Annotated in this window: 21 protein-coding genes; 11 read left to right on the top strand and 10 right to left on the bottom strand. The window is 42.3% G+C overall.

Translation table 11 applies throughout. From position 1 onward, the window contains the following. Positions 1-17: 17 nt before the first annotated feature. Positions 18-857 (bottom strand): helix-turn-helix domain-containing protein, encoded by an 840-nt coding sequence (locus tag ABIE26_RS00255; RefSeq protein WP_310141374.1) that lies wholly within the window; start codon positions 855-857, stop codon positions 18-20. A 95-nt stretch (positions 858-952) separates the two neighbouring features. On the opposite strand from ABIE26_RS00255, the gene ABIE26_RS00250 reads away from it, so the two are divergent. From ABIE26_RS00250 to lat, 3 genes are all read left to right on the top strand, one after another. Next, entirely contained in the window at positions 953-1,264 is a 312-nt protein-coding gene (locus tag ABIE26_RS00250; protein ID WP_310141375.1) for an alpha/beta fold hydrolase, read from the top strand. Positions 1,265-1,430: 166 nt separating this feature from the next. Beyond that, the gene (locus ABIE26_RS00245) at positions 1,431-1,565 is read left to right on the top strand and encodes a hypothetical protein (protein ID WP_310141378.1); all 135 of its coding nucleotides are present in this window, start codon (positions 1,431-1,433) and stop codon (positions 1,563-1,565) included. A gap of 160 nt (positions 1,566-1,725) precedes the next feature. Beyond that, positions 1,726-3,057, top strand: coding sequence for an L-lysine 6-transaminase (gene lat, locus ABIE26_RS00240; protein ID WP_310141380.1), 1,332 nt, complete (start codon positions 1,726-1,728; stop codon positions 3,055-3,057). Positions 3,058-3,061: 4 nt separating this feature from the next. Here the strand turns inward: lat and ABIE26_RS00235 are convergent, their stop codons facing one another. From ABIE26_RS00235 to ABIE26_RS00220, 4 genes are all read right to left on the bottom strand, one after another. After that, a complete protein-coding gene (locus tag ABIE26_RS00235) occupies positions 3,062-4,423 on the bottom strand; it encodes an acyl-CoA dehydrogenase family protein (protein WP_310141493.1) in 1,362 nt (453 codons plus the stop codon). Positions 4,424-4,491: 68 nt separating this feature from the next. Then, positions 4,492-5,208: a bacillithiol biosynthesis deacetylase BshB1 gene (bshB1, locus tag ABIE26_RS00230; RefSeq protein WP_310141383.1), complete on the bottom strand. Its 717-nt coding sequence runs from the start codon at positions 5,206-5,208 to the stop codon at positions 4,492-4,494. A gap of 19 nt (positions 5,209-5,227) precedes the next feature. Next, complete coding sequence (locus ABIE26_RS00225; RefSeq protein ID WP_310141385.1) at positions 5,228-5,704, bottom strand: glutathione peroxidase; 477 nt, start codon at positions 5,702-5,704, stop codon at positions 5,228-5,230. Between the two features lie 6 nt (positions 5,705-5,710). Next, positions 5,711-6,328 carry a DUF4294 domain-containing protein gene (locus ABIE26_RS00220; protein ID WP_310141388.1) on the bottom strand — a complete coding sequence of 206 codons (618 nt, stop codon included), beginning with the start codon at positions 6,326-6,328 and terminating at the stop codon, positions 5,711-5,713. A gap of 258 nt (positions 6,329-6,586) precedes the next feature. On the opposite strand from ABIE26_RS00220, the gene ABIE26_RS00215 reads away from it, so the two are divergent. The 4 genes from ABIE26_RS00215 (at position 6,587) to ABIE26_RS00200 (ending at position 11,986) form a co-directional block, all read left to right on the top strand. Beyond that, complete coding sequence (locus ABIE26_RS00215; RefSeq protein WP_310141391.1) at positions 6,587-8,794, top strand: RelA/SpoT family protein; 2,208 nt, start codon at positions 6,587-6,589, stop codon at positions 8,792-8,794. A gap of 63 nt (positions 8,795-8,857) precedes the next feature. Further along, positions 8,858-9,352, top strand: coding sequence for a Fur family transcriptional regulator (locus ABIE26_RS00210; RefSeq protein ID WP_084240831.1), 495 nt, complete (start codon positions 8,858-8,860; stop codon positions 9,350-9,352). A gap of 34 nt (positions 9,353-9,386) precedes the next feature. After that, complete coding sequence (locus ABIE26_RS00205; protein ID WP_310141396.1) at positions 9,387-10,664, top strand: adenylosuccinate synthase; 1,278 nt, start codon at positions 9,387-9,389, stop codon at positions 10,662-10,664. Between the two features lie 68 nt (positions 10,665-10,732). Continuing rightward, the gene (locus tag ABIE26_RS00200) at positions 10,733-11,986 is read left to right on the top strand and encodes an anthranilate synthase component I family protein (RefSeq protein WP_310141398.1); all 1,254 of its coding nucleotides are present in this window, start codon (positions 10,733-10,735) and stop codon (positions 11,984-11,986) included. A 30-nt stretch (positions 11,987-12,016) separates the two neighbouring features. Here the strand turns inward: ABIE26_RS00200 and ABIE26_RS00195 are convergent, their stop codons facing one another. Genes ABIE26_RS00195 through ABIE26_RS00180 form a run of 4 tightly spaced genes read right to left on the bottom strand, consistent with a single transcriptional unit; the run spans position 12,017 to position 14,776 of the window. Beyond that, entirely contained in the window at positions 12,017-12,838 is an 822-nt protein-coding gene (locus ABIE26_RS00195; protein WP_310141401.1) for a M48 family metallopeptidase, read from the bottom strand. An 11-nt stretch (positions 12,839-12,849) separates the two neighbouring features. Further along, a complete protein-coding gene (gene plsY, locus ABIE26_RS00190) occupies positions 12,850-13,497 on the bottom strand; it encodes a glycerol-3-phosphate 1-O-acyltransferase PlsY (RefSeq protein ID WP_310141404.1) in 648 nt (215 codons plus the stop codon). 3 nt (positions 13,498-13,500) lie between these two features. Beyond that, positions 13,501-14,343, bottom strand: coding sequence for a carboxylating nicotinate-nucleotide diphosphorylase (nadC, locus tag ABIE26_RS00185; protein WP_310141406.1), 843 nt, complete (start codon positions 14,341-14,343; stop codon positions 13,501-13,503). A gap of 37 nt (positions 14,344-14,380) precedes the next feature. Next, complete coding sequence (locus ABIE26_RS00180; protein WP_310141408.1) at positions 14,381-14,776, bottom strand: DUF4783 domain-containing protein; 396 nt, start codon at positions 14,774-14,776, stop codon at positions 14,381-14,383. 135 nt (positions 14,777-14,911) lie between these two features. Between ABIE26_RS00180 and gpmI the strand changes: the two genes are divergently transcribed. Beyond that, a complete protein-coding gene (gpmI, locus tag ABIE26_RS00175) occupies positions 14,912-16,432 on the top strand; it encodes a 2,3-bisphosphoglycerate-independent phosphoglycerate mutase (protein ID WP_310141410.1) in 1,521 nt (506 codons plus the stop codon). Further along, positions 16,432-16,959, top strand: coding sequence for a hypothetical protein (locus ABIE26_RS00170; RefSeq protein ID WP_310141411.1), 528 nt, complete (start codon positions 16,432-16,434; stop codon positions 16,957-16,959). Before gpmI ends, ABIE26_RS00170 begins: the two co-directional genes overlap by 1 nt. Before the next feature lie 2 nt (positions 16,960-16,961). On the opposite strand, the gene ABIE26_RS00165 is transcribed toward ABIE26_RS00170, so the two are convergent. After that, on the bottom strand, positions 16,962-17,588 hold the full coding sequence (locus ABIE26_RS00165) for a tetratricopeptide repeat protein (RefSeq protein WP_310141413.1): 627 nt from the start codon (positions 17,586-17,588) through the stop codon (positions 16,962-16,964). Between the two features lie 266 nt (positions 17,589-17,854). Between ABIE26_RS00165 and lon the strand changes: the two genes are divergently transcribed. Further along, positions 17,855-20,320, top strand: coding sequence for an endopeptidase La (lon, locus tag ABIE26_RS00160; protein ID WP_310141415.1), 2,466 nt, complete (start codon positions 17,855-17,857; stop codon positions 20,318-20,320). Then, on the top strand, positions 20,320-21,270 hold the full coding sequence (locus ABIE26_RS00155; protein WP_310141418.1) for a lipid A deacylase LpxR family protein: 951 nt from the start codon (positions 20,320-20,322) through the stop codon (positions 21,268-21,270). The genes lon and ABIE26_RS00155 overlap by 1 nt, the downstream gene beginning before the upstream one ends. Positions 21,271-21,277: the final 7 nt, after the last annotated feature.

Genomic DNA, 21,277 nt, shown 5'->3' with positions numbered 1-21,277 from the left:
TCAGCGTTCGACAGGTACTATTTATTCCTGTTTCGGAATTCAAGCGGGCTTAGTCCGCTTTGTTTCTTAAAAAATCTTGAAAAATAAGATATATCCGTAAAGCCCAGACTGAAAGCAACTTCCTTAATGTCCAGATCTGTAAGCGCAATGCTCCTTTTTGCTTCGAGCAATATTCTTTCTTTGATGAGGTTACTTGCTGTGGTTCCCCATTTTTTCCGGCATACCTGGTTCAGGTAATTTGCGGTGACATGTAATTTATCTGCATAAAAGGCCACTTCGCTGTTGGTGTGGTAATATTTTTCCAGCAAAAGGAGGTAATTTTGAACAATACGGTTATTGCCAACGTACTCCGTATCCTTGAAAGCATTCCAATAAGCACGCTTTAAGAGGGTCAGGATAACCAGCAGCCTGTTTTTTAACTGCTCTTTGTAAAACGCTTTTTTAAGTACAGATTCCTGTTGAAGACTTTGCAGCTCATTAAAGAGCTGATCGTAGTCGGATACCCCGAGCAGCAGGGCTGGTATTGCAGAAATATTAAAAAAAGGAAAATTCTGGTTAGAGGGCAGCAAAAAGCTGGAAGAAAACAATACCTGATAACCGGTAGTATCGGGTGATAGTATCCATTTGTGTGCCTGTCCGGGGGCCAGAAAGAAAGCTGTCCTTTCTTTCACTTCATAATCCTGAAAGTCTATGGTATGTACACCTGAACCCTGTTCTATAACCATGATCATATAAAAATCGTGCTTATGGGGATGCAGGATCACCGGCATATTTATAGGCTGATGGTACAGGATTTTAAACGTTTCCTGGCTAAAAGGAGTGTTAAAAATCTCCTCTATGTTGAAGGTTGGAAGCATGCGTTACAAATTGATTGTAAAAGATAAATAAAATCTAAACTATTTACATTAGCACTTGTCATCGAAAAGGATAATACCCGCAAAAAACCAATCCTATGAAACAGAAAATCAGCATTGCCCTTGTACATAGCGCCTGGGGCGATGGATCGCACTGGCGTAAAGTGATCCCCATCCTAGCTGCTGCAGGTTATACTGTAGGTGCGATTCAGAACCCGCTTACTTCACTTGCTGACGATAGTGAAAGAACACGGCGCCTGGTAGAATCTTTTAATGGTCCAACGCTGCTGGTTGGGCACTCTTTTGGGGGTGTTGTAATTACCGAAGCTGCTGGTAAAAGTGATCAGGTTGTCGGGCTTATATTGCAGCTTTTGCACCTGATGCAGATGAGAACCTGGGTATGTTATTAAGGCAGACAGATCCGCCAGCCGGGGCGGCAGCTCTACGTTCGGATAAAATGGATTCCTTTGGAAAGATAAATCCATGTTTAGGCTGGAAAACTCTGCCTACATGGTACCAGGTAGCAGAAAATGACAGAATGCCCCCCCGGTTACACAACATTTTTTCGCCGAAAGGATGAAAGCAGAAACCATTTCATTAGCGTCAAGCCATGCGTCGATGGTATCCCATCCTGAAGAAATTGCAGCGTTCATTATTAAAGCAGCCAAAAAACTGGGGGGGGATAAATCGGGGAAAATATCAAAAGAGTAAGATGAAAATTACCAACATTTGTTAGACCAAAATTCATTTTATACCAAAATCATACTTTAAACAGTTTAAACCAAGTTTTTGTCAGAAAGTCCGAAATAATGCCTGGATTTGTTAATTTGGCGGTTTTAGCTACATTTGAAGCATACCAAAAATAGAAATTATGTATCAACTGAATGTAGCTCCGGACAAGGTGAATGAAACACTAAGCAAACATATTTTAGCAGATGGTTTTGATCTGACCTATGATATGGCAAAAAGCCAGGGCGCCTATATTTACGATTCGAAATACAACCGTACCCTGCTCGATTTCTTTACCTGCTTTGCATCAGTACCCTTAGGATACAATCATCCTAAAATGATACACGACGAAGCTTTTAAAAGCAATCTTTTACAGGCAGCATTGGCAAATCCGTCAAATTCTGATGTGTATACGCAGCAGTATGCCCAGTTTGTAGCTACTTTTTCTAAGCATGGTATTCCTGACTATCTGCCGCATGCATTTTTCATTGCGGGCGGGGCCCTTGCAGTTGAAAATGCCATTAAAGTGGCTATGGACTGGAAAGTCCAGAAAAATTTTGCCAAAGGATATAAGGAAGAGAAAGGTTTTAAAGTGTTACACTTTGAAAAGGCCTTCCATGGCCGTACAGGTTACACCTTAAGCCTAACCAACACCCTGCCTGACAAAACCAAATGGTTTGCCAAATTTGACTGGCCAAGGGTATCGGTACCTACCGTTAAATTTCCGCTGGAGGCTGCAAATTTAAAACTGGCTATAGAGAGTGAAGAAATTTCGATTGCCCAGATCAAACAGGCATTTGCGGATCATAAAGACGACATCTGTGCCATAATTGTTGAACCTGTGCAATCAGAAGGGGGCGACAACCACCTTCGTGAAGAGTTTTTGATCCGGCTGAAAACACTGGCCGACGAAAATGAAGCATTCCTGATCTATGATGAAGTGCAAACGGGTGTTGGCCTGACCGGTAAATTCTGGTGCCACCAGCACTATAGCGCGCAGGCACGTCCGGATATCATCGCTTTTGGTAAAAAAATGCAGGTATGCGGCATTCTGGTTGGCCATAAGGTAGACCAGGTAGAAAACAATGTCTTCAGGATCCCTTCACGCATCAATTCTACCTGGGGCGGCAACCTGGTAGACATGGTACGTTCCTCGCAGATCCTGCAGATTGTTGCTGAGGACAATTTATGTGACAATGCTTCGGTTGTAGGCCGTTATTTACAGGACAACCTGGAACAGCTTGCTGCCAGGCATGATAAAATGAGTAATGTTCGTGGCAAAGGCCTGCTTTGTGCTTTTGACTTCGACAGCAAGGCCATGCGCGATGCTTTTCTCCAAAAAGGAATGGAAAACAATGTGATGTTTTTAGGCTGCGGCAACCAGACCATCCGTTTCAGACCAGCTTTGTGTATAGAAAAGAAACACATCGATGAAGGAATAGCGGTAATGGAACGTATATTGCCTGCCTTATAGCTTGTTATACGAAGGCAGAAAAACCTGTAATGGCCCGGCCAACAATTAGCGTATTGATCTCTTTTGTTCCTTCGTAAGAATAAATGGCTTCAGCGTCTGCTACAAACCTGGCCACATCGTACTCCAATAAAATACCATTCCCCCCCATTACTTCACGGGCCCGGCTGACTACGTCGCGGGTACGCATAGAGCAAAATACTTTGGCGAGCGATGCATGTTCGTCTGTTAACAAGCCCTGATCCTGCAGCTGAGAAAGCCGGAAGCAAAGGGTCTGCATGGCTGTAAGGTTAGAGAGCATCTCTACGAGGTGGTTCTGTATGAGCTGATAAGAAGCAATAGGTTTGCCAAATTGCTTTCTGGTCCGCGTATAGTTTAAAGCGCTTTCGTAGGCACCCCTGGCGCAGCCTACGGCCTGCCAGGCAACCCCTGCCCTGGTCATCTTTAATACTTTAGCCGTGTCTTTAAAGGAATTTGCATTTTGCAGACGATCTTCTTCATCCACCTCGCAATTGGTTAGGGTAATCAATCCGTTCTGGACAATGCGCAGGGCCATTTTATCCTGCATCTTTTCTACGGCAAAGCCCGGGCTTCCTTTCCTGACCAGAAAACCCTTTACCTGATTGTCATCCACATCCCTGGCCCAGATAACGGTAATGTCTGAAAAGGTGGCATTGCCTATCCATTTTTTCTGACCATTCAGAACCCATTTATTTCCTTTGCGTTTTGCTGTGGTAGTTAAACCACCGGCCGCACCCGAGCCTACTTCAGGTTCTGTTAAACCGAACGCCCCTATTGTTTTCATCTGCTGCATGTCGGGCAGCCATTGCTGCTTCTGCTCTTCTGAGCCCAGCAAATAAATAGACCCCATGGCCAGTCCGCTTTGAACGCCAAAAAAGGTAGACATGGAGGTATCGATCCTGGCCATTTCCATGGCCAGCATACCTTCCATCAAATTTGTTTTACCGGGACAGCCATAGCCCTGATAAGTCAGGCCGCAAATGTTCATTTCGGCGATTTTAGGGATCAGTTCAAATGGGAATTCCGCTTTCAACCAGTATTTATTAACCACGGGCTTTACTTCTTTTTCCAGAAAGGCCCTGACTTTTAGCTGCAGGGCACGGTCTTCGTCTTTGAGAGCCTCTTCTCCCAGATGGTAAAAATCGCCTTCAATCGGCGGCAGTTCCTTCTTTTTGCCTGGGTTTCCCATCATCTTCATCAAACCCTGCAGCTGGGTTTCATCAAGATTAGAAACGGACTCTACAATTTTGGTAAGGTCTACTTTTTTTGAAAGGGCTTCCAGTTTTTTGAAATCGACACTTTTAAAAAGTGTATAAGCATTTTTTAAGGATGAAAAAATATTGGCCATGGCATGCTGTTTAAAATAAAACAGCATATCTGCTATTTTGTTGGCGTAATATAGCCTTTTTACCTAGACTACCTTAGATTGAAAAGGTTATCTACCCCCAATAACTTACGTGAGGTAAAACCTTCGGCATAGGTGGCTCCAACAATTTTACCAAATTCACGGGCCCGTCCAATTACACTTTCAAAAAATTCGGGAGAGGAAATATAGGTATCCGGTTCGTCCAGATCGGGATTAAAGAACTGGGTTTTAAATGCCTTGATGGCTGCAATCTTCGTTTCAAAATACGGGGTAATGTCTACAATAATATCTGGTTTAATATAGCGGTCCTGAATGTACTGCAATATGAGCCTTGGTCGCCATGACATCTGAGCGGCTCCATCCAGTTCCGTAGTTATTTTAGCTAAACCCGATAAAAAACAGGCATCATTTGCCAGGTCGCCCGCCCGGCCATGATCAGGGTGCCTGTCGTGCAGAGCATTGGTCAGCACAATTTCAGGTTGGTACTTACGTATAATTTTAACGACCTCCAGCTGATGTGTTTCGTCGTTGGCAAAAAAGCCGTCCCGGAATTTCAGGTTTTCGCGGGCCTGCAGGCCCATGATCTTTGCGGAATCTGCCGCTTCTATGTCGCGGATTGCTGCAGTACCCCGGGTGCCCAATTCCCCTCTTGTAAAATCAATTATTCCAACTTTTTTGCCTAATGCAATGTGTTTCACAATAGTTCCTGAACATCCCAGTTCAGCATCATCGGGATGAACAGCAAGCACCAAAATATCTAACTTCATTCTGTATCTTATTAATCTATTAAAGTAAGCGTTGTATTTTCTTTTTTACTTTGGAGGAAAGCGGTTTTGTAAAAGGGAAAAAATAATCGACCACCTCGCCCTCCTTATTGATGAGGTATTTATGAAAATTCCAGCGCGGTGTGGATGTTTGTGTTAAAAATTTAAACAAGGGGTGTGCCTGTTCGCCCCGGACCATGATCTTTTCAAAAACCGGGAACTGCACGCCGTAGTTGGCTTCGCAGAAACTATTAATGGCTATTCCTTCCAATGGCTCCTGTCGGCCAAAATCATTTGAAGGGAAGCCCAGTATCTCAAAATCTGATGTACCCAGTTGTTCCCGGAGCTCCTGCAGTTCCTTTAGCTGCGGGGCAAAACCACAGGCTGAAGCAATATTGACAATCAGCAGTACTTTATTTTTATATGCAGAAAGGCTCTTTTCGGTACCATTGATGAGTTTCACCTTAAACTGGTACACGCTTTTGGATTGGTCATACATAATTTATTATTGATAAAAGCCTGAAGAAGTAATAATGGATTCAATATCCCTGTCTTCCTGCGGACTGTATGTACTTTTCAGGTTGTGGCCTACCACCCTGGCAACCGACTGGTACAAAAACGCTGTAACACCACCTTTTGTTTCCTTAATGATGTCATAGGTGGTCCTGCCCAGTTCCCGATCTATCAATTTGGTTAAAATTTGTCCCTGCGTAATGGTGAGTTCTTTAATTTCCCGGTTAAACATTTCTTTGATCTCTTTATCACATTGTTTAACCAGCTTTTTCTGTTCTTTTTTCTCAGCAGTAACAGCAAGTTCCCTTTCCAGCTGTTCGTACCTTCTTTTGGCATACAAGGCATAAGGCATCACTTTCATTACGTTATACCGTAACCTGTTGAATGCAGCACGCTCGGCCGGCGACTTGAAGATACGAAATCCATAGATTACCACCTCATCCAGGGGTATCCATGGGATCATCTCCCCGTTTTCATTTGTAGAGGCTACCCTGATCGTATCATTTTTTCCCATTACCGGCATTTTGACAGGCACAGAACTGACCTGCCCTTTTGCAGAAGCGCCTGAAATAATGACAATTGAAAGAATAAATAGCCTGTAAAAATTCATAAATTTATCCCTCCGCAAAGTTAAGGCTAATTTTATATTTTTGTTCCATTCGTAATCTAATATACCCATTTAACGACAAACAGGTATAATTTTTACGTAAATAATACAAAATGACAATAGCCTTACGGCAATGATTCTGTAACCAGCATGACAAAATTTATTTGGTAAAATAATTGATCTGCAAACTTTCAGATCAATATAAAAAGAATTATATTAAGGGGACACAAAATACAAAAACGAAAAAACAAGGGGACATCAATGAAGAACGCATTAGTTATTGATTTAGAAGCGGAAAAGCAGGAAATATTAAAAAGATATCGTGCGCTTTTACGTGCTTGTAAGCCAACAATGCAGCGCGGGGATAAAAAGGAGATCAGAAAGGCTTTTGATATGGCATTGGAAAGCCATAAAAACATGCGGAGAAAATCCGGAGAGCCTTATATTTACCATCCTATTGCTGTGGCCCAGATTGCGGCCGAGGAAATTGGATTGGGCACCACTTCTATTGTATGTGCATTACTGCACGATGTAGTAGAAGATACAGACATTACGCTGGAAGACATTGAACGTGAGTTTGGTAAAAAGACCGCCAAAATTATTGATGGGCTGACCAAGATATCGGGGGTCTTTGATTACAACAGCTCGTTGCAGGCAGAAAATTTCAGAAAAATGCTGCTTACCCTGGCAGATGATGTAAGGGTGATTTTAATTAAACTGGCTGACCGGCTGCATAACATGCGTACCATGGATTTCATGCCCAGGCAAAAACAGCTTAAAATTGCTTCTGAGACGATTTACCTGTACGCCCCCCTTGCCCATCGTTTAGGTTTATATGCTATAAAATCTGAGTTGGAAGATCTTTCCATGAAATACCTGGAACCAGACACCTATAAATACATTGCTACTCAACTGAACGAAAAAAAGGCAGAACGGACTTTATTCATTAAAAGGTTTGTAGAGCCGATCAACGAGATTCTGGCGGAACAAGGTTTAACTGCCGACATTTACGGCCGGCCAAAATCTATCCATTCCATCTGGAACAAAATGAAAAGCAAAAACATCCCTTTTGAAGAGGTATATGACCTTTTCGCCATCAGGATTATTCTTGATAGCCCGCCTGAAAATGAAAAAGCTGACTGCTGGAAAGCTTATTCCATTGTAACCGACCTTTACCGCCCCAACCCCGACCGTTTGCGCGATTGGGTATCCTCTCCTAAAGGAAATGGATACGAATCCTTGCATACCACGGTAATGGGCCCTAAGGGACAATGGGTGGAGGTCCAGATCCGCACTCAGCGGATGAATGAAATTGCAGAAAAAGGTTTTGCAGCACATTGGAAGTATAAAGAATCGAGCAACGACAACGGTCTGGATCAGTGGATCATGAAAGTTAGAGAGATGCTGAACAACCCGGAAGCCAATGCACTGGATTTTCTGGATGATTTTAAGATGAACCTCTTTTCGGACGAGATCTTTATTTTTACCCCGAAAGGGGCTTTACTGCAGCTCCCGCTTGGCGCTACAGCGCTCGATTTTGCCTTTGAGATCCATACGGATGTAGGGGCGAAATGCATAGGAGCTAAAGTGAACCATAAACTCGTACCGCTATCCTATAAACTGCAGAATGGCGATCAGGTAGAGATCATCACCTCTGGCAAGCAGGCACCCAAAGAAGACTGGCTGAACATTGTTGTTACCGCCAAAGCAAAATCCAAGATCAAATCTTCCTTAAAAGAAGAAAAGCGGAAAATTGCCGAAATGGGTAAGGAAACGCTGGAGCGTAAACTGAAGTCACTTAAAATCACTTACAACACCGATAATTTAAACAAGCTTAGTTATTTCTTTAAATTACCCTCGACACAAGAACTTTTTATTGCAGTTGCCAAGGGAAAAATTGAGTTAAAAGACCTGAAGGATTACCTGGCCAGTGAAAAAGAAATAGAAAACCGTGGTGCAGAGAAGACCGAACACCAGCAGATAGATGCATTGCTGAGTAAAGTAAAAGGCCCTGAGTCGGATATTTTACTGATTGGAGAAGACCTGCAAAAGATAGATTATACACTTGCAGCCTGCTGTAACCCGATTCCTGGCGATGATGTTTTTGGCTTTGTTACGGTGAACGAAGGAATAAAAATACACCGCACCAATTGTCCGAATGCAGCGCAGCTCATGGCCAATTATGGGTACCGGGTAGTTAAGGCGAAATGGAACAGACAAAAAGAACTGACCTTCCTTACGGGACTGCACATTATAGGCATTGATGATGTTGGATTGATCAATAACATTACCAAGGTGATCTCGAACGATTTTAAGGTAAATATGCGTTCAATAACTGTAGATACAGATAATGGTATTTTTGATGGCTCCATTATGATCTTTGTAAATGACAAGGAACACCTGGACAACCTGATTAAAAATCTGTTAGAAGTTAAAGGCGTAACCGGGGTTACACGTTTTGACGCCTAAAAATAACAATAAATCATAGCGTTTATATAAAAAATTGATACCTTTGAAAGGAGTTTAAAAACTATGTCGACAAACCACAACAGCGAGTTGGTTAGAAAAATATTCGAAGCCTACCTCGAAAATAAAAGTCTGAGAAAAACACCGGAGCGTTTTGCCATCTTAGAAGAAATTTACTCAAGAGATGATCATTTCGATGTGGAGACCCTTTATATCCACATGAAAAACCAGAAATATCGCGTGAGCAGGGCTACAGTATACAATACTTTAGAGTTACTGGTATCCTGCGACCTGGTTACCAAACATCAGTTTGGTAAGAATATGGCACAGTTTGAAAAGTCTTATGGCTACCACCAGCACGATCATGTGATCTGTATTGATTGCGGAAAAGTTGTAGAATTCTGCGACCCACGTATACAACAGATACAAAGCATGGTAGGTGAACTGTTAAAATTTGACATCAAACACCATTCTTTAAATCTTTATGGCGTTTGCTTTGATTGCTCAGCAAAGGCATCAATGAATAATCAGAATGCCACCGGCATTAAGCATGCAAGTTAACCAATTATAATATTTCCATTTTTAAATTTAAATAATGACGCAAGTAGACGTGCTTCTGGGCCTGCAATGGGGCGATGAAGGCAAGGGAAAAATTGTTGATGTTCTAAGTCCGCAATATGATTTGATAGCTCGTTTTCAAGGCGGTCCGAATGCCGGCCATACTTTAGAATTTGATGGCAAAAAATTTGTTTTAAACACCATTCCATCTGGTATCTTTAATGAAAAGACCATGAACCTGATTGGAAACGGGGTGGTTATAGATCCCATTATTCTTAAAAGGGAATTGGATAACCTGAAAAAAGCAGGGCATGACCCGGTTGCCGCAGGTAAACTGGTAATTGCACGCAAAGCGCACCTCATCCTTCCAACCCATCAGTTGCTGGATGCAGCAAATGAACAGAAAATGGGCAAAGATAAGATCGGTTCTACACTGAAAGGAATTGGCCCAACTTATATGGATAAAACCGGTCGTAATGGCCTAAGAGTAGGTGACACTACCCTGCCTGATTTTAGAGAACGTTATAACCGGCTGGTTGAAAAACACAAAGAAATACTTTCGCATTACGAGTTTGAATATGACCTTACAGAAAAAGAAGCTGCTTTTTTTGAAGCAGTTGATTTCATTAAGAGCATCCCTCATGTAGATAGTGAGCATTTTGTAAATGGCTACCTGAAACAAGGCAAAACCGTTTTGGCTGAAGGCGCACAGGGTACTTTGCTGGATGTGGATTTTGGTTCTTATCCCTTCGTGACCTCATCAAATACCACTACCGCCGGTGCCTGTACTGGTCTGGGCATTGCTCCAAACAAGGTAGGCAGTGTTTACGGTATCTTCAAAGCTTATTGCACACGTGTAGGCGGTGGTCCTTTCCCTACCGAACTGGACAATGAGGTAGGAGAAACTTTACGCCAGGTTGGCCACGAGTTTGGCGCAACTACGGGGCGTGCCCGTCGCTGCGGATGGATTGATCTGCCTGCCCTAAAATACGCAATCATGCTGAACGGTGTAACGGAACTCATCATGATGAAAGCTGATGTACTGGATGGATTTGATACGATTTATGCATGTACACACTATGAACATAATGGTGAAACAATTGACTACATGCCATATGATATCATATCAGTGAAACCGAAACCGATATTGAAAGCAATTGAAGGATGGAAAACCGATGTGACCAAAGTAAGTAAAGTGGAAGAAATCCCTGCCAGGCTGAGCGATTATATCGCATTCCTGGAGAAAGAGCTGGAAGTTCCGGTTAAGTACCTTTCTGTAGGACCAGACCGGGTACAAACGTTAATTTTGAATTAGTTTATCTAAAATATAGATAAAAAGGCGGCCAATGGCCGCCTTTTTAATTTTACATTTGCGCAATTAAAATGAGCATTCGGGATTTACATTCTTTTAAACAAAAAGCCTTGGTTTGGGCAGCGGCCTTTGATGTTTGCTGTATACTTGATTCCAATGGCTATGCGGATCCTTATGGGAATTTTGACCTCATTATAGCTGCCGGAGATCAAAAAGTGTTGAACGCCCGTTCTGAGCATAAATTTAATGAGCTTAAAGCTTTTTATGAGCAGCAGCCTGGCTGGATGTTTGGCTTGCTCAGCTACGACCTTAAAAATGAAATTGAGCAGCTGGGCTCAACGGGAGCAGACCAGCACAATTTTCCTGAGCTGTTTTTTTTCATTCCTCAGTACCTCATTGCTGTTAAAAAAAATGCAATAACCGTGTTGAAGGGGCCAGCCGATATTCTGGATACCATTAATCATATGGAACCGACGGTTGCAAAAGCAAACACGGCGATCGAAATTCAAAGTCGCCTATCAAAGGCATTGTATATCAAAACTGTAGAGGCCCTGCAACAGCATATTGTACGGGGTGATATTTATGAAATTAATTTTTGCCAGGAGTTTTTCGCGGAACATGCTGTTATAGATCCGGTAAACATTTATCATAAATTAAGTGAGGTATCTCCTACCCCTTTTTCGGGTTTCTTTAAAATCAAAGACCAGTACATTCTTTCTGCCAGTCCGGAAAGGTTTCTTTGCAAAAGAGGAAACAGGCTGATCTCGCAACCCATCAAAGGTACTGCCAGGCGAAGTAAGGATGCAAAAGAAGATGCATTGATTAAACAGGCTTTGCGGGAAAACGCCAAAGAGCAGGCTGAGAATGTGATGATTGTAGACCTGGTACGCAATGACCTTACAAAAAGTGCAGTAAAAGGTACTGTACAGGTAGATGAACTTTTTGGCATCTACGGTTTTCCGCAGGTTTACCAGATGATATCAACCATAAGCTGCGAATTAGATGCAGAGGTGCATTTTATAGACGCCATAAAACAAGCTTTCCCTATGGGTTCTATGACAGGGGCGCCAAAGGTTAAAGCTATGGAGCTGATAGAAACATATGAATGTACCAAACGCGGGGCTTATTCAGGAGCGATGGGTTATATTAGTCCTGATGGGGGTTTTGATTTTAACGTGATCATCAGGAGCCTGCTCTATCAGGCAGAAACAGGGTATTTGTCGTTCCAGGTAGGGGGTGCCATTACTTACGCCTCGCAGGCTGCGGCAGAATATGAAGAATGTCTGTTAAAAGCTTCTGCGCTGGTGCAGACGCTTATTCCATAAAAAAGGCTGCCAAATGTGGCAGCCTGTATGCTAATTCACCCTTCCAGCAGGTTTGTAATACTTCTGTGCCTCTGGCAATAGCCTTTGTATCTGCGCGATCCTGGTTGCATCACTAGGGTGCGTACTTAAAAATTCAGGTGGTTTCTGACTGCCTTGTGAGGCGGCCGACATCCTTTGCCAGAAAGCAGTTGCACTTTGCGGATTGTACCCGGCCATTGCCATAAAGATGAGACCTAACCTGTCGGCCTCCAGCTCCTGATTACGTCCGTAACTTAGCATCGCCAGCGGTGTACCTACACCATATAAAGTATTAAATACAGATTGGGTTTTTGAGTTTTTTGACAGGGCTACATTTCCAGCAACACCAATTCCCTGGGCAACCATTTGCTGAGACATGCGTTCTGCAGAGTGTCCGGCAATGGCGTGGGCAATTTCATGTCCCATAACAGTTGCTAATCCAGCGTCATCTTTGGTAACGGGCAATAAACCTGTGTAAACCACTATCTTGCCGCCAGGCATACACCAGGCATTCAGTTCTTTGCTCTGCACTACGTTTACTTCCCATTTATAGTCTTTGATCAGGTCGCCATAATTGTTACTGTTCATATAGCTTTTTACGGACGCAATCAGGTTGTTACCGATCCGCTTAACCCTTTGCGCATCTGCATTTGAAGCAGAAAGCACTGCGCCTTTATTCTCCGTTAAAAACTCGTTATAGGCCTGAAAAGCCATTGGCAATACCTGAGCATCACTTACCAGGTTCAATCTGCTCCTGCCTGTCAGTGGCACGGTAGAACAGGAAGAAAATGCAAGTCCTATAGTGGTTATGCCTACAATTAATGCTCTTTTCATAAGTTTTTTGTTTAATTCGTTTTCCTTTTAAACAGGTATACTTTGGATTCTTTTCCCTTTAACAGTCGCTCCAGATTTTTCTGGTGGGTTACCAGTATCAGCACACAAACACACATGCCATAGAGCACTTCAGATTTTATGGACGATTGTAATACGAATACTATACTCAGCGGAAAAGTAAATCCGGCACAAATTGAGCTTAGAGAAACGTATTTGGTAATCAGTAAGACTGTAATAAATACAAGAACACAAAGCATTGCTGCAGGAAAGTTAACTGCTAAAATCATTCCAAAAAGGGTAGCTACCCCTTTTCCGCCCCTAAATCCCGCAAATATCGGGAACAAATGCCCCATAACTGCGGTAACACCAAGTGCGAGCTCATAATTTACGAATTGGGCGGAATGCTGGGGGCCGGTTACGGAAAGACCTATAAAGTAGGCAAGTTTAGTTGCGGTGTAGCCTTTTGCAATATCTATAGTCATTACCGCGATTCCTGCCTTTTTACCCAAAACCCTGAAAGTATTGGTTGCACCTGCGTTTCCACTCCCATATTCCCTTACATCAACACCGTAGAATGCCTGTCCCAGCCAAACCGCAGTGGGGATAGAACCAAATAAATAGGCCAATAGAACTGCCGAAATAGAATAGATAGAAATCATAACCTAAAAGGCTTTTAAACTCATGTCTAAACTTTTAACAGAATGGGTTATTGCCCCCATTGAAATATAATCTACTCCACAGGCTGCATAATCGGCTACATTTTCTTCTGTAATGCCACCCGAAGCCTCAGTAATGTATTTTTTGTCAATGAGACGAACGGCCTCCGTCAGATCAGGAAAACTAAAATTATCCAGCAGGATCCTGTCCACTCCGCCTGTATGTAAAACTTCGTTCAATTCAGAAATATTCCTTACTTCAATCTCAATCTGTAATTTCTTGCCTTTATCGGCCAGGTATTGATTGGCCGCTTTAATGGCATTGGAAATGCCACCTGCATAATCGATATGATTGTCTTTGATCAGGATCATGTCGTATAAACCAATGCGGTGGTTTACTCCCCCACCTATACGCACCGCCCATTTCTCAAGGTAACGCAGACCAGGTGTTGTTTTACGTGTATCCAGTAAGCGTGTATTGTATCCTGCTAAAAGCTTCACAATACGGTTTGTTTTGGTAGCAATGCCGCTCATGCGCTGCATACAGTTCAGTACCAGGCGCTCAGCAAGAAGAATAGATTGGGAATTTCCGGAGACAGTAAGCGCTATATCTCCATACTGAACTTCGGCACCGTCATGAATGAGTACTTCTGTAACCAGGCGGGCATCAACCTGCTTAAATATTTCCAATGCCAGCTCTACTCCGGCTAAAATGCCTTGATCTTTAATCAGCAGTTTTGCTTTGCCCTGCGTATTGGCAGGAATGGTTGAAAGAGAGGTATGATCACCATCGCCCAAATCTTCGGCAATAGCATTTTTTATGAATTGATCTATGATTAGCTTATCCAAAATTATTATTTAAACCCAAAAATAGTATTTTTTACTATTATTTATCAGGCTCTATTCTCAATTCTGTAATAAAAAAAGCTGTCCCCGATTTTTTCATCGTTATTGAAACGCGGAATTTCCCGTTCTTTGTTTGCAGGGAAAGTATACCGAAACGGAAATTCGGATTGGTATTAATGAGGTGTACAACGGTTGATTTTACAGGTGGATATTTTGTGAAAAAATTTCGTAAAATCTGCTCCGCCTGAGCTTTAGAATATACATCTTCGTCGTCAATGATGATTAATTCTACAGACGAAGAGAAATTTGTAGCAATCTCTTTTGCATTTCCAGACTTAAATTGTGCAGACAAATTATCTATAATATCGCCTTGAAGCGTATAAGAGTAAGGGATTTCTATAAAAAATAAAAATAAAAAAAGTAAGGGCTTTATCATCTCTGTATAGCTAATGTTTTGAACTCACATAAACTATGCCATTAATAGATCATAAAACTCAAATTGATTCAAAAAAAAGAAGCAATAGGCTTATATTTGCTATGTCGGTTGACACTATAAATAAAGCAAACACGAATGAACAATAAAAAGCTTGTACTACTTATTCTTGATGGCTGGGGATACGGGAAAAAAGACAATTCAGATGCAGCATATGCAGCCAACACTCCTTTTTTTGATTCCTTATTGCAAAAATGGCCCAATTCTAAACTGGAAGCTTCAGGAGAAGCAGTTGGTTTGCCTGCCGGACAAATGGGCAATTCTGAAGTTGGGCATATGAACCTCGGTGCCGGGAGAATTGTATACCAGGAGCTCGGAAGGATCAACAAGGCGATCAGCGACAGGACATTATTTAAAAACAAGGTATTGCTTGATGCATTTGCTTATGCAAAAAATAACAACAAAGCTGTTCATTTTATAGGCCTCACTTCTGACGGTGGCGTTCATGCCCATATCAATCATTTGAAAGCTTTATGTGATGCAGCAACGGAGCAGGGGCTTAGCGAGGTATTTGTTCATGCCTTTATGGATGGAAGGGATACCGATCCGAATTCGGGGCTGAACTTCATTAAAGATCTTGAACATCATCTGCAAAATACTTCAGCTAAAATTGCCAGCCTGATAGGCCGCTATTATGCCATGGACAGGGATAGCCGCTGGGAAAGGGTTAAACTAGCATACGACTTGCTTACCCAGGGCATTGGACAACCGACAAGCGACCCTGCCACCGCAATTGAGCAATCTTACAAAGATGGAATTACCGATGAGTTTATTAAGCCAATTGTAGTTACGCAAACTAATGGGGAACCTGTTGCCTCCATACAACCAGGAGATGTAGTCATTTGCTTTAACTACAGGACAGATCGCGGACGTGAAATTACCGCAGCCCTTACACAAAATGACTATCCTGATTTTGGGATGCATAAACTACCGTTGTATTATGTAACCATGACCACCTATGACGAAAACTTTGAAAATGTAAAAGTGATCTTCACCAAAGACGATCTTACGGAAACATTGGGAGAGGTTTTGGAAAAATACCACAAAAATCAGATCCGGATTGCTGAAACTGAAAAATATCCGCATGTAACCTTTTTCTTTTCCGGCGGCCGTGAACAGGTATTTGAAAATGAAAAAAGGATCATGATCCCTTCACCTAAGGTAGCTACTTATGATTTACAACCGGAAATGAGTGCTGCCGGTATTACCGAAGCAATTTGCAGAGAGCTGGAAACCGGCTGGGCAGATTTTGTTTGTTTGAACTTCGCCAACCCCGATATGGTAGGCCATACAGGTGTTTTTGAAGCGGTAGTTAAGGCGGTTGAAACTGCCGATAGTTGTACTGAAATTGTGGTAAACAAAGGGCTTGAGCATGGATACTCCTTTATTATCCTTGCCGATCACGGCAACTCAGAGTTCATGGTCAATGAGGATGGTTCTGTAAACACTGCCCATACTACAAACCTGGTTCCCTGCATTTTGGTAGACCCGGACTACAACAATATAGCCGATGGTAAACTTGGCGACATCGCCCCTACCATCCTGAGCATCATGGGAATTCCTAAACCGGCTATCATGACCGGCAACAGCCTGGTGTAATGAGAAAAATATTGTTTTTCTTTGCTGTACCCTTGTTCTTCTACAGCTGTAAACCAGCTAAACAGGAACAAGGGCACAACTTAAATTATTTTGACCTGAAAGGCTATTTCGAAAAAGAAGCCTTAAGGCTTAAAACAAGCAACCCGATTATCACCAAAACGGTAATGGTAAACGGCAACAGTGAGACCAAACAGATGAGACTTGCCGACTGGCAAAAAGAGTTTGCTGTATTTAATGATGTGGATATCAACCGCAGCGGCTGGGCCGGACTTTTTAGTGTACAAAAAAACAATGAACGGGAGTTATACACTTCTACAGAGGAAAAAGTACCTGTAAAAGAGGTATTGATCCTTAAAAAGGAAAATAAACCCTATGGCATTCAGATTTTGGTAAAGAACACAAACATATTGTATAGTTCATCGGATACACTTTCTTATTACCCGGATAGCCTGTACCAGATTAAGAAAAAACAGCATATCAAACTGCTTTCTGAAAAAAACTACAGTATTACCGGAAGATTTAAGTAAGCTTATTTAAGGCTGCTGATCTGTGCTTTTACGTAGTCGATCAGGGAAAGAATATCTTTTCGTTGAGGCTGCAGCAACAGCACCTTTTGAAAGTCGGCAATTGAATTGTTAAAAGTCGATATACAGGCGGTTTTTTCAGCCTTGGTTTTAATTTTATAGGATTTGTAAATGGCGTAATCCTTGTAAGCCAATGCCCTGTTCTGAAGCAGCTGAGGGTCTTCTTCCCCATTGATCTCAATGGCCTTGGTAAAATCCTTAATTGCTGCCAGATAGAAATTCTCCCTTAAATTATTCAATGACTCCTTAGGATCGTTAGCAATGTTCTGACGAGCTTTGCCCCTGTAATAGTATGCAGAATAATCGGAAGGCTTTAAGGTAATCAAGTTACTGTATGTTTTGATGGAGTTTTCAAAATCTCCACACTGGAAATAAGAATATCCAAGCATTTTAAGCACGCTGGCATTATTCGGATTTTTGGCATCGGCTTTTTCCAGCTGGTTTACAGCCCCTTTATAATCGCCCTTCATCCAGGCCTGCATACCCAGCTTATCATAGCCCCCGTTTTGTGCAAAAGTGGTACTTACAGAAAAAACAAATAACAATAAAATCGATTGCCTGAAATAGTTCATTAATTTCTATTTAAAAAATAAATATATTTAAAAGGTTGGATATAGACAACTATCGTACCATTTACAAATATCTAACTAAAACGCCAAATAATTCAAATTATGATGTATTAATTAATTATTATTGCCGGGCATGACTTTTTTACATGCAAATACCTTAATTATCGTTTTGGCACAGGAGTTGAAAATACCTCTGTACAATACAATTAATATTTTTTAAACGACATGCTGTCAGATTGTCGTTTTTATTTTTTAGAAAGACTTATTTAATGAGCAAACAAGATCCGTTCGATTTTAGCAATGCATTACCTATCATAAATGAAGACACCGAATTTTTCCCATTGATGTCTCAGCAGGATGAAGATGAAATGAATAATGAGGACACACCAGAAGTTTTACCAATTCTTCCGTTAAGGAATACGGTTCTTTTTCCAGGTGTGGTAATTCCAATAACGGTAGGTCGTGATAAATCTATAAAATTAATAAAGGAAGCGTATAAGGGTGACAGGATCATTGGCGTGGTTTCGCAGCGGGATGTATCTATTGAAGACCCCACATTTGAGCAATTGAATAGTGTGGGCACAGTAGCCCAGATCATTAAAATGCTGCAAATGCCTGATGGAAATACCACAGTAATTATCCAGGGCAAACAGCGCTTCCGTTTGCTGGAAGAAGTTCAATCTGAACCTTACATTAAAGTTACCATCAGCAAATTTGCTGAGACCAAACATAAAGCAGACAAAGAATTTAAGGCACTGGTAGCCTCTATAAAGGAAATGTCTACCCAAATCATCCAGCTTTCTCCAAATATTCCAAGCGAAGCGGGTATTGCACTTAAAAACATAGAAAGTACATCTTTCCTGATCAACTTCATTTCTTCAAATATGAATGCGGATGTGGCTGATAAGCAAAAGATGCTGGAAATGACCAATCTGCGTGAACGTGCCATGATGGTCATGGAATTGCTTACCCTGGAGCTGCAGATGCTGGAACTAAAAAACCAGATCCAGTCTAAAGTACGCACCGATCTGGATAAGCAGCAGCGGGATTATTTCTTAAACCAGCAATTAAAGACCATTCAGGAGGAACTGGGCGGAAACTCTTCGGACCTTGAATACGAAGCGCTGGAAGTCCGTGCTAAAAAGAAAAAATGGGAGGCCCAGGTAGCCACTCATTTTAACAAGGAGCTGGAGAAACTGGGCCGCATGAACCCTGCAGCGCCAGATTATTCGGTGCAGATCAATTACCTCGAACTGTTACTGGATCTGCCATGGAATGATTTTACCAAGGATAATTTTGACCTGAAACGTGCGCAGCGTGTTTTAGATAAGGATCATTTTGGACTGGAAAAGGTTAAGCAACGTATCATAGAATACTTAGCGGTATTAAAGCTGAAACGTGACATGAAAGCCCCGATCCTTTGCCTTGTAGGGCCCCCGGGAGTAGGTAAAACCTCGCTGGGCAAATCTATTGCCAAAGCATTGAACCGTAAATATGTACGTATGGCATTGGGTGGGATCAGGGACGAAGCCGAAATTCGTGGTCATAGGAAAACCTATATCGGGGCCATGCCAGGCCGGATTATCCAATCTATTAAAAAAGCAGGCGCGTCAAACCCTGTATTTGTACTGGATGAAATAGATAAAGTTGGTTCAGATTTCAGGGGCGATCCCTCATCGGCATTACTGGAGGTATTGGATCCCGAACAAAACAGCGCGTTTAATGACCATTATGTTGAAGCGGATTACGACCTGTCGAACATCCTGTTCATCGCAACCGCCAACTCGCTGAGTTCCATCCACCCGGCATTACTGGACCGTATGGAGATCATTGAAGTGAATGGCTATACCATCGAAGAAAAGATAGAAATTGCAAAAAAATACCTGCTGCCTAAACAAAAAGAACAGCATGGCATAAAAACAAAGGACATTAATTTAAAAAGCGCCTTAATTGAAAAGGTAATTGAAGACTATACCCGGGAATCAGGTGTTCGTGGCCTGGAGAAAAAAATAGGCTCGCTTGTACGCGGTGTGGCTACTAAAATAGCGATGGAAGAAAGCTATGACCCTACCCTGGACCAGGAAGATGTAGAACGCATTTTAGGCGCCCCTTTGTACGATAAAGACCTGTACGAAGGCAATGAAGTAGCTGGTGTGGTAACCGGCCTGGCCTGGACACAGGTAGGGGGCGATATCCTTTTCATAGAGGCCAGCTTAAGCCCCGGAAAAGGAAAACTTACACTTACCGGTAACCTTGGTGAGGTGATGAAAGAATCGGCCATTATTGCCCTGGCCTATTTGCGTGCCCATGCGGATTTATTTGAGATAGATTATGCGTTATTTGACAACTGGGATGTACACGTACACGTTCCTGCAGGCGCAACACCTAAAGACGGCCCTTCGGCAGGTATCACTATGCTTACTGCATTAACCTCTGCCTTTACACAGCGTAAAGTGAAGTCGAACCTGGCCATGACCGGCGAAATTACCCTTCGTGGTAAGGTTTTACCGGTTGGTGGCATCAAGGAAAAGATACTGGCTGCGAAACGCGCAAATATCAAAGACATCATTTTATGCAAATCCAACCGCAAGGACATTCTGGAGATCAAAGAAAGTTATATCAAAGACCTGAGCTTCCATTATGTTACTGAAATGAAAGAGGTCATTGAACTGGCCCTGACCAAAGAAAAAGTAAAGAACCCACAAGATCTTACCCCTAAAAAAACTCAGATCTGATGAAACAGCTATTTACTGTCCTGGTCCTCATTTCAATGTTTAGCACTTTTGCTTACGCCCAGGCTTATAAAAATGAGTTTGGGTTTAAAAGTGACAACGATTCTTACCTGGCGCAAGGTTCTGACCGCTATTATACCAATGGCCTGTTCATTTATTTTCGTCATGCGATGGACCAGGAGAAGCTAAATCCGAAGCTCGAGAAAAAGACTTATGAGATTTCCGTAGGTCAGGAAATGTATAACCCTATATCGGGTTATGCACCAGACCCAACCAGGCAGGACCGCCCTTTTGCGGGTTACTTATATGGCGGTGCTGCATTGAACTGGTTTTATAGCAACGAGAGCATTTTAAAGGTTAGTGCAAAGCTGGGTACCACCGGGCCAAATTCTTTGGCAGAAGATGGGCAGGAGTTGCTGCATGATGTAGTAGGGTTTTATGCGCTTGACGGCTGGCAATACCAGATCAAAAATGCGCTGACCATTAATTTCTCCGGACAATACACCCGTTTGCTGCACCGTGCGGAAAACAATGCAACTGACTTCAGCTTTGAAGGCTATGCGAACGTGGGAACCATTTTTAACGGGGCCGGGGCCGGCATTTTATTCAGGGCCGGTGGGCTGAACCAATTGTTTAACTCGGCCTATACCAACGCTGTAATTGGCAATAAATCAAAAACCAAGGCCCTGGTAAAACGTGAGGTATTTTTTTATGCCAAACCCCAGTTGAATGTTATAGCTTATGATGCGACCATTCAGGGAAGCATGTTTAACGATAACGACCCGATTACATTTGGAGTAAAACCAATTGTGTTTGCGCAGCAGTTGGGTGTAAACTACAGTTCACAACGTTTTACTTTTGATTTTGGGATGATCTTTAAGACCAAAGAAGTAAAAAGCACTGCAAAGGCGCATCAATATGGTTCTATCAGTATGTTTTATCGCTTTAATTAGGGAGCCG

The organism is Pedobacter africanus, from assembly GCF_040548825.1.
Classification (GTDB): Bacteria; Bacteroidota; Bacteroidia; order Sphingobacteriales; family Sphingobacteriaceae; genus Pedobacter; species Pedobacter africanus_A.
This window is presented reverse-complemented; position numbering and strand designations above follow the sequence as displayed.

Coding starts and splice junctions, on each gene's coding strand:
- ABIE26_RS00215 (WP_310141391.1), top strand. CDS start 6,587: ATGAAGAACGCATTAGTTATTGATTTAGAAGCGGAAAAGCAGGAAATA.
- ABIE26_RS00195 (WP_310141401.1), bottom strand. CDS start 12,838: ATGAAAAGAGCATTAATTGTAGGCATAACCACTATAGGACTTGCATTT.
- ABIE26_RS00170 (WP_310141411.1), top strand. CDS start 16,432: ATGAGAAAAATATTGTTTTTCTTTGCTGTACCCTTGTTCTTCTACAGC.
- ABIE26_RS00200 (WP_310141398.1), top strand. CDS start 10,733: ATGAGCATTCGGGATTTACATTCTTTTAAACAAAAAGCCTTGGTTTGG.
- ABIE26_RS00220 (WP_310141388.1), bottom strand. CDS start 6,328: ATGAATTTTTACAGGCTATTTATTCTTTCAATTGTCATTATTTCAGGC.
- bshB1 (WP_310141383.1), bottom strand. CDS start 5,208: ATGAAGTTAGATATTTTGGTGCTTGCTGTTCATCCCGATGATGCTGAA.
- ABIE26_RS00245 (WP_310141378.1), top strand. CDS start 1,431: ATGAAAGCAGAAACCATTTCATTAGCGTCAAGCCATGCGTCGATGGTA.
- ABIE26_RS00165 (WP_310141413.1), bottom strand. CDS start 17,588: ATGAACTATTTCAGGCAATCGATTTTATTGTTATTTGTTTTTTCTGTA.
- ABIE26_RS00180 (WP_310141408.1), bottom strand. CDS start 14,776: ATGATAAAGCCCTTACTTTTTTTATTTTTATTTTTTATAGAAATCCCT.
- ABIE26_RS00250 (WP_310141375.1), top strand. CDS start 953: ATGAAACAGAAAATCAGCATTGCCCTTGTACATAGCGCCTGGGGCGAT.
- ABIE26_RS00225 (WP_310141385.1), bottom strand. CDS start 5,704: ATGTATGACCAATCCAAAAGCGTGTACCAGTTTAAGGTGAAACTCATC.
- ABIE26_RS00155 (WP_310141418.1), top strand. CDS start 20,320: ATGAAACAGCTATTTACTGTCCTGGTCCTCATTTCAATGTTTAGCACT.
- lon (WP_310141415.1), top strand. CDS start 17,855: ATGAGCAAACAAGATCCGTTCGATTTTAGCAATGCATTACCTATCATA.
- ABIE26_RS00210 (WP_084240831.1), top strand. CDS start 8,858: ATGTCGACAAACCACAACAGCGAGTTGGTTAGAAAAATATTCGAAGCC.
- lat (WP_310141380.1), top strand. CDS start 1,726: ATGTATCAACTGAATGTAGCTCCGGACAAGGTGAATGAAACACTAAGC.
- ABIE26_RS00205 (WP_310141396.1), top strand. CDS start 9,387: ATGACGCAAGTAGACGTGCTTCTGGGCCTGCAATGGGGCGATGAAGGC.
- ABIE26_RS00255 (WP_310141374.1), bottom strand. CDS start 857: ATGCTTCCAACCTTCAACATAGAGGAGATTTTTAACACTCCTTTTAGC.
- ABIE26_RS00235 (WP_310141493.1), bottom strand. CDS start 4,423: ATGGCCAATATTTTTTCATCCTTAAAAAATGCTTATACACTTTTTAAA.
- plsY (WP_310141404.1), bottom strand. CDS start 13,497: ATGATTTCTATCTATTCTATTTCGGCAGTTCTATTGGCCTATTTATTT.
- gpmI (WP_310141410.1), top strand. CDS start 14,912: ATGAACAATAAAAAGCTTGTACTACTTATTCTTGATGGCTGGGGATAC.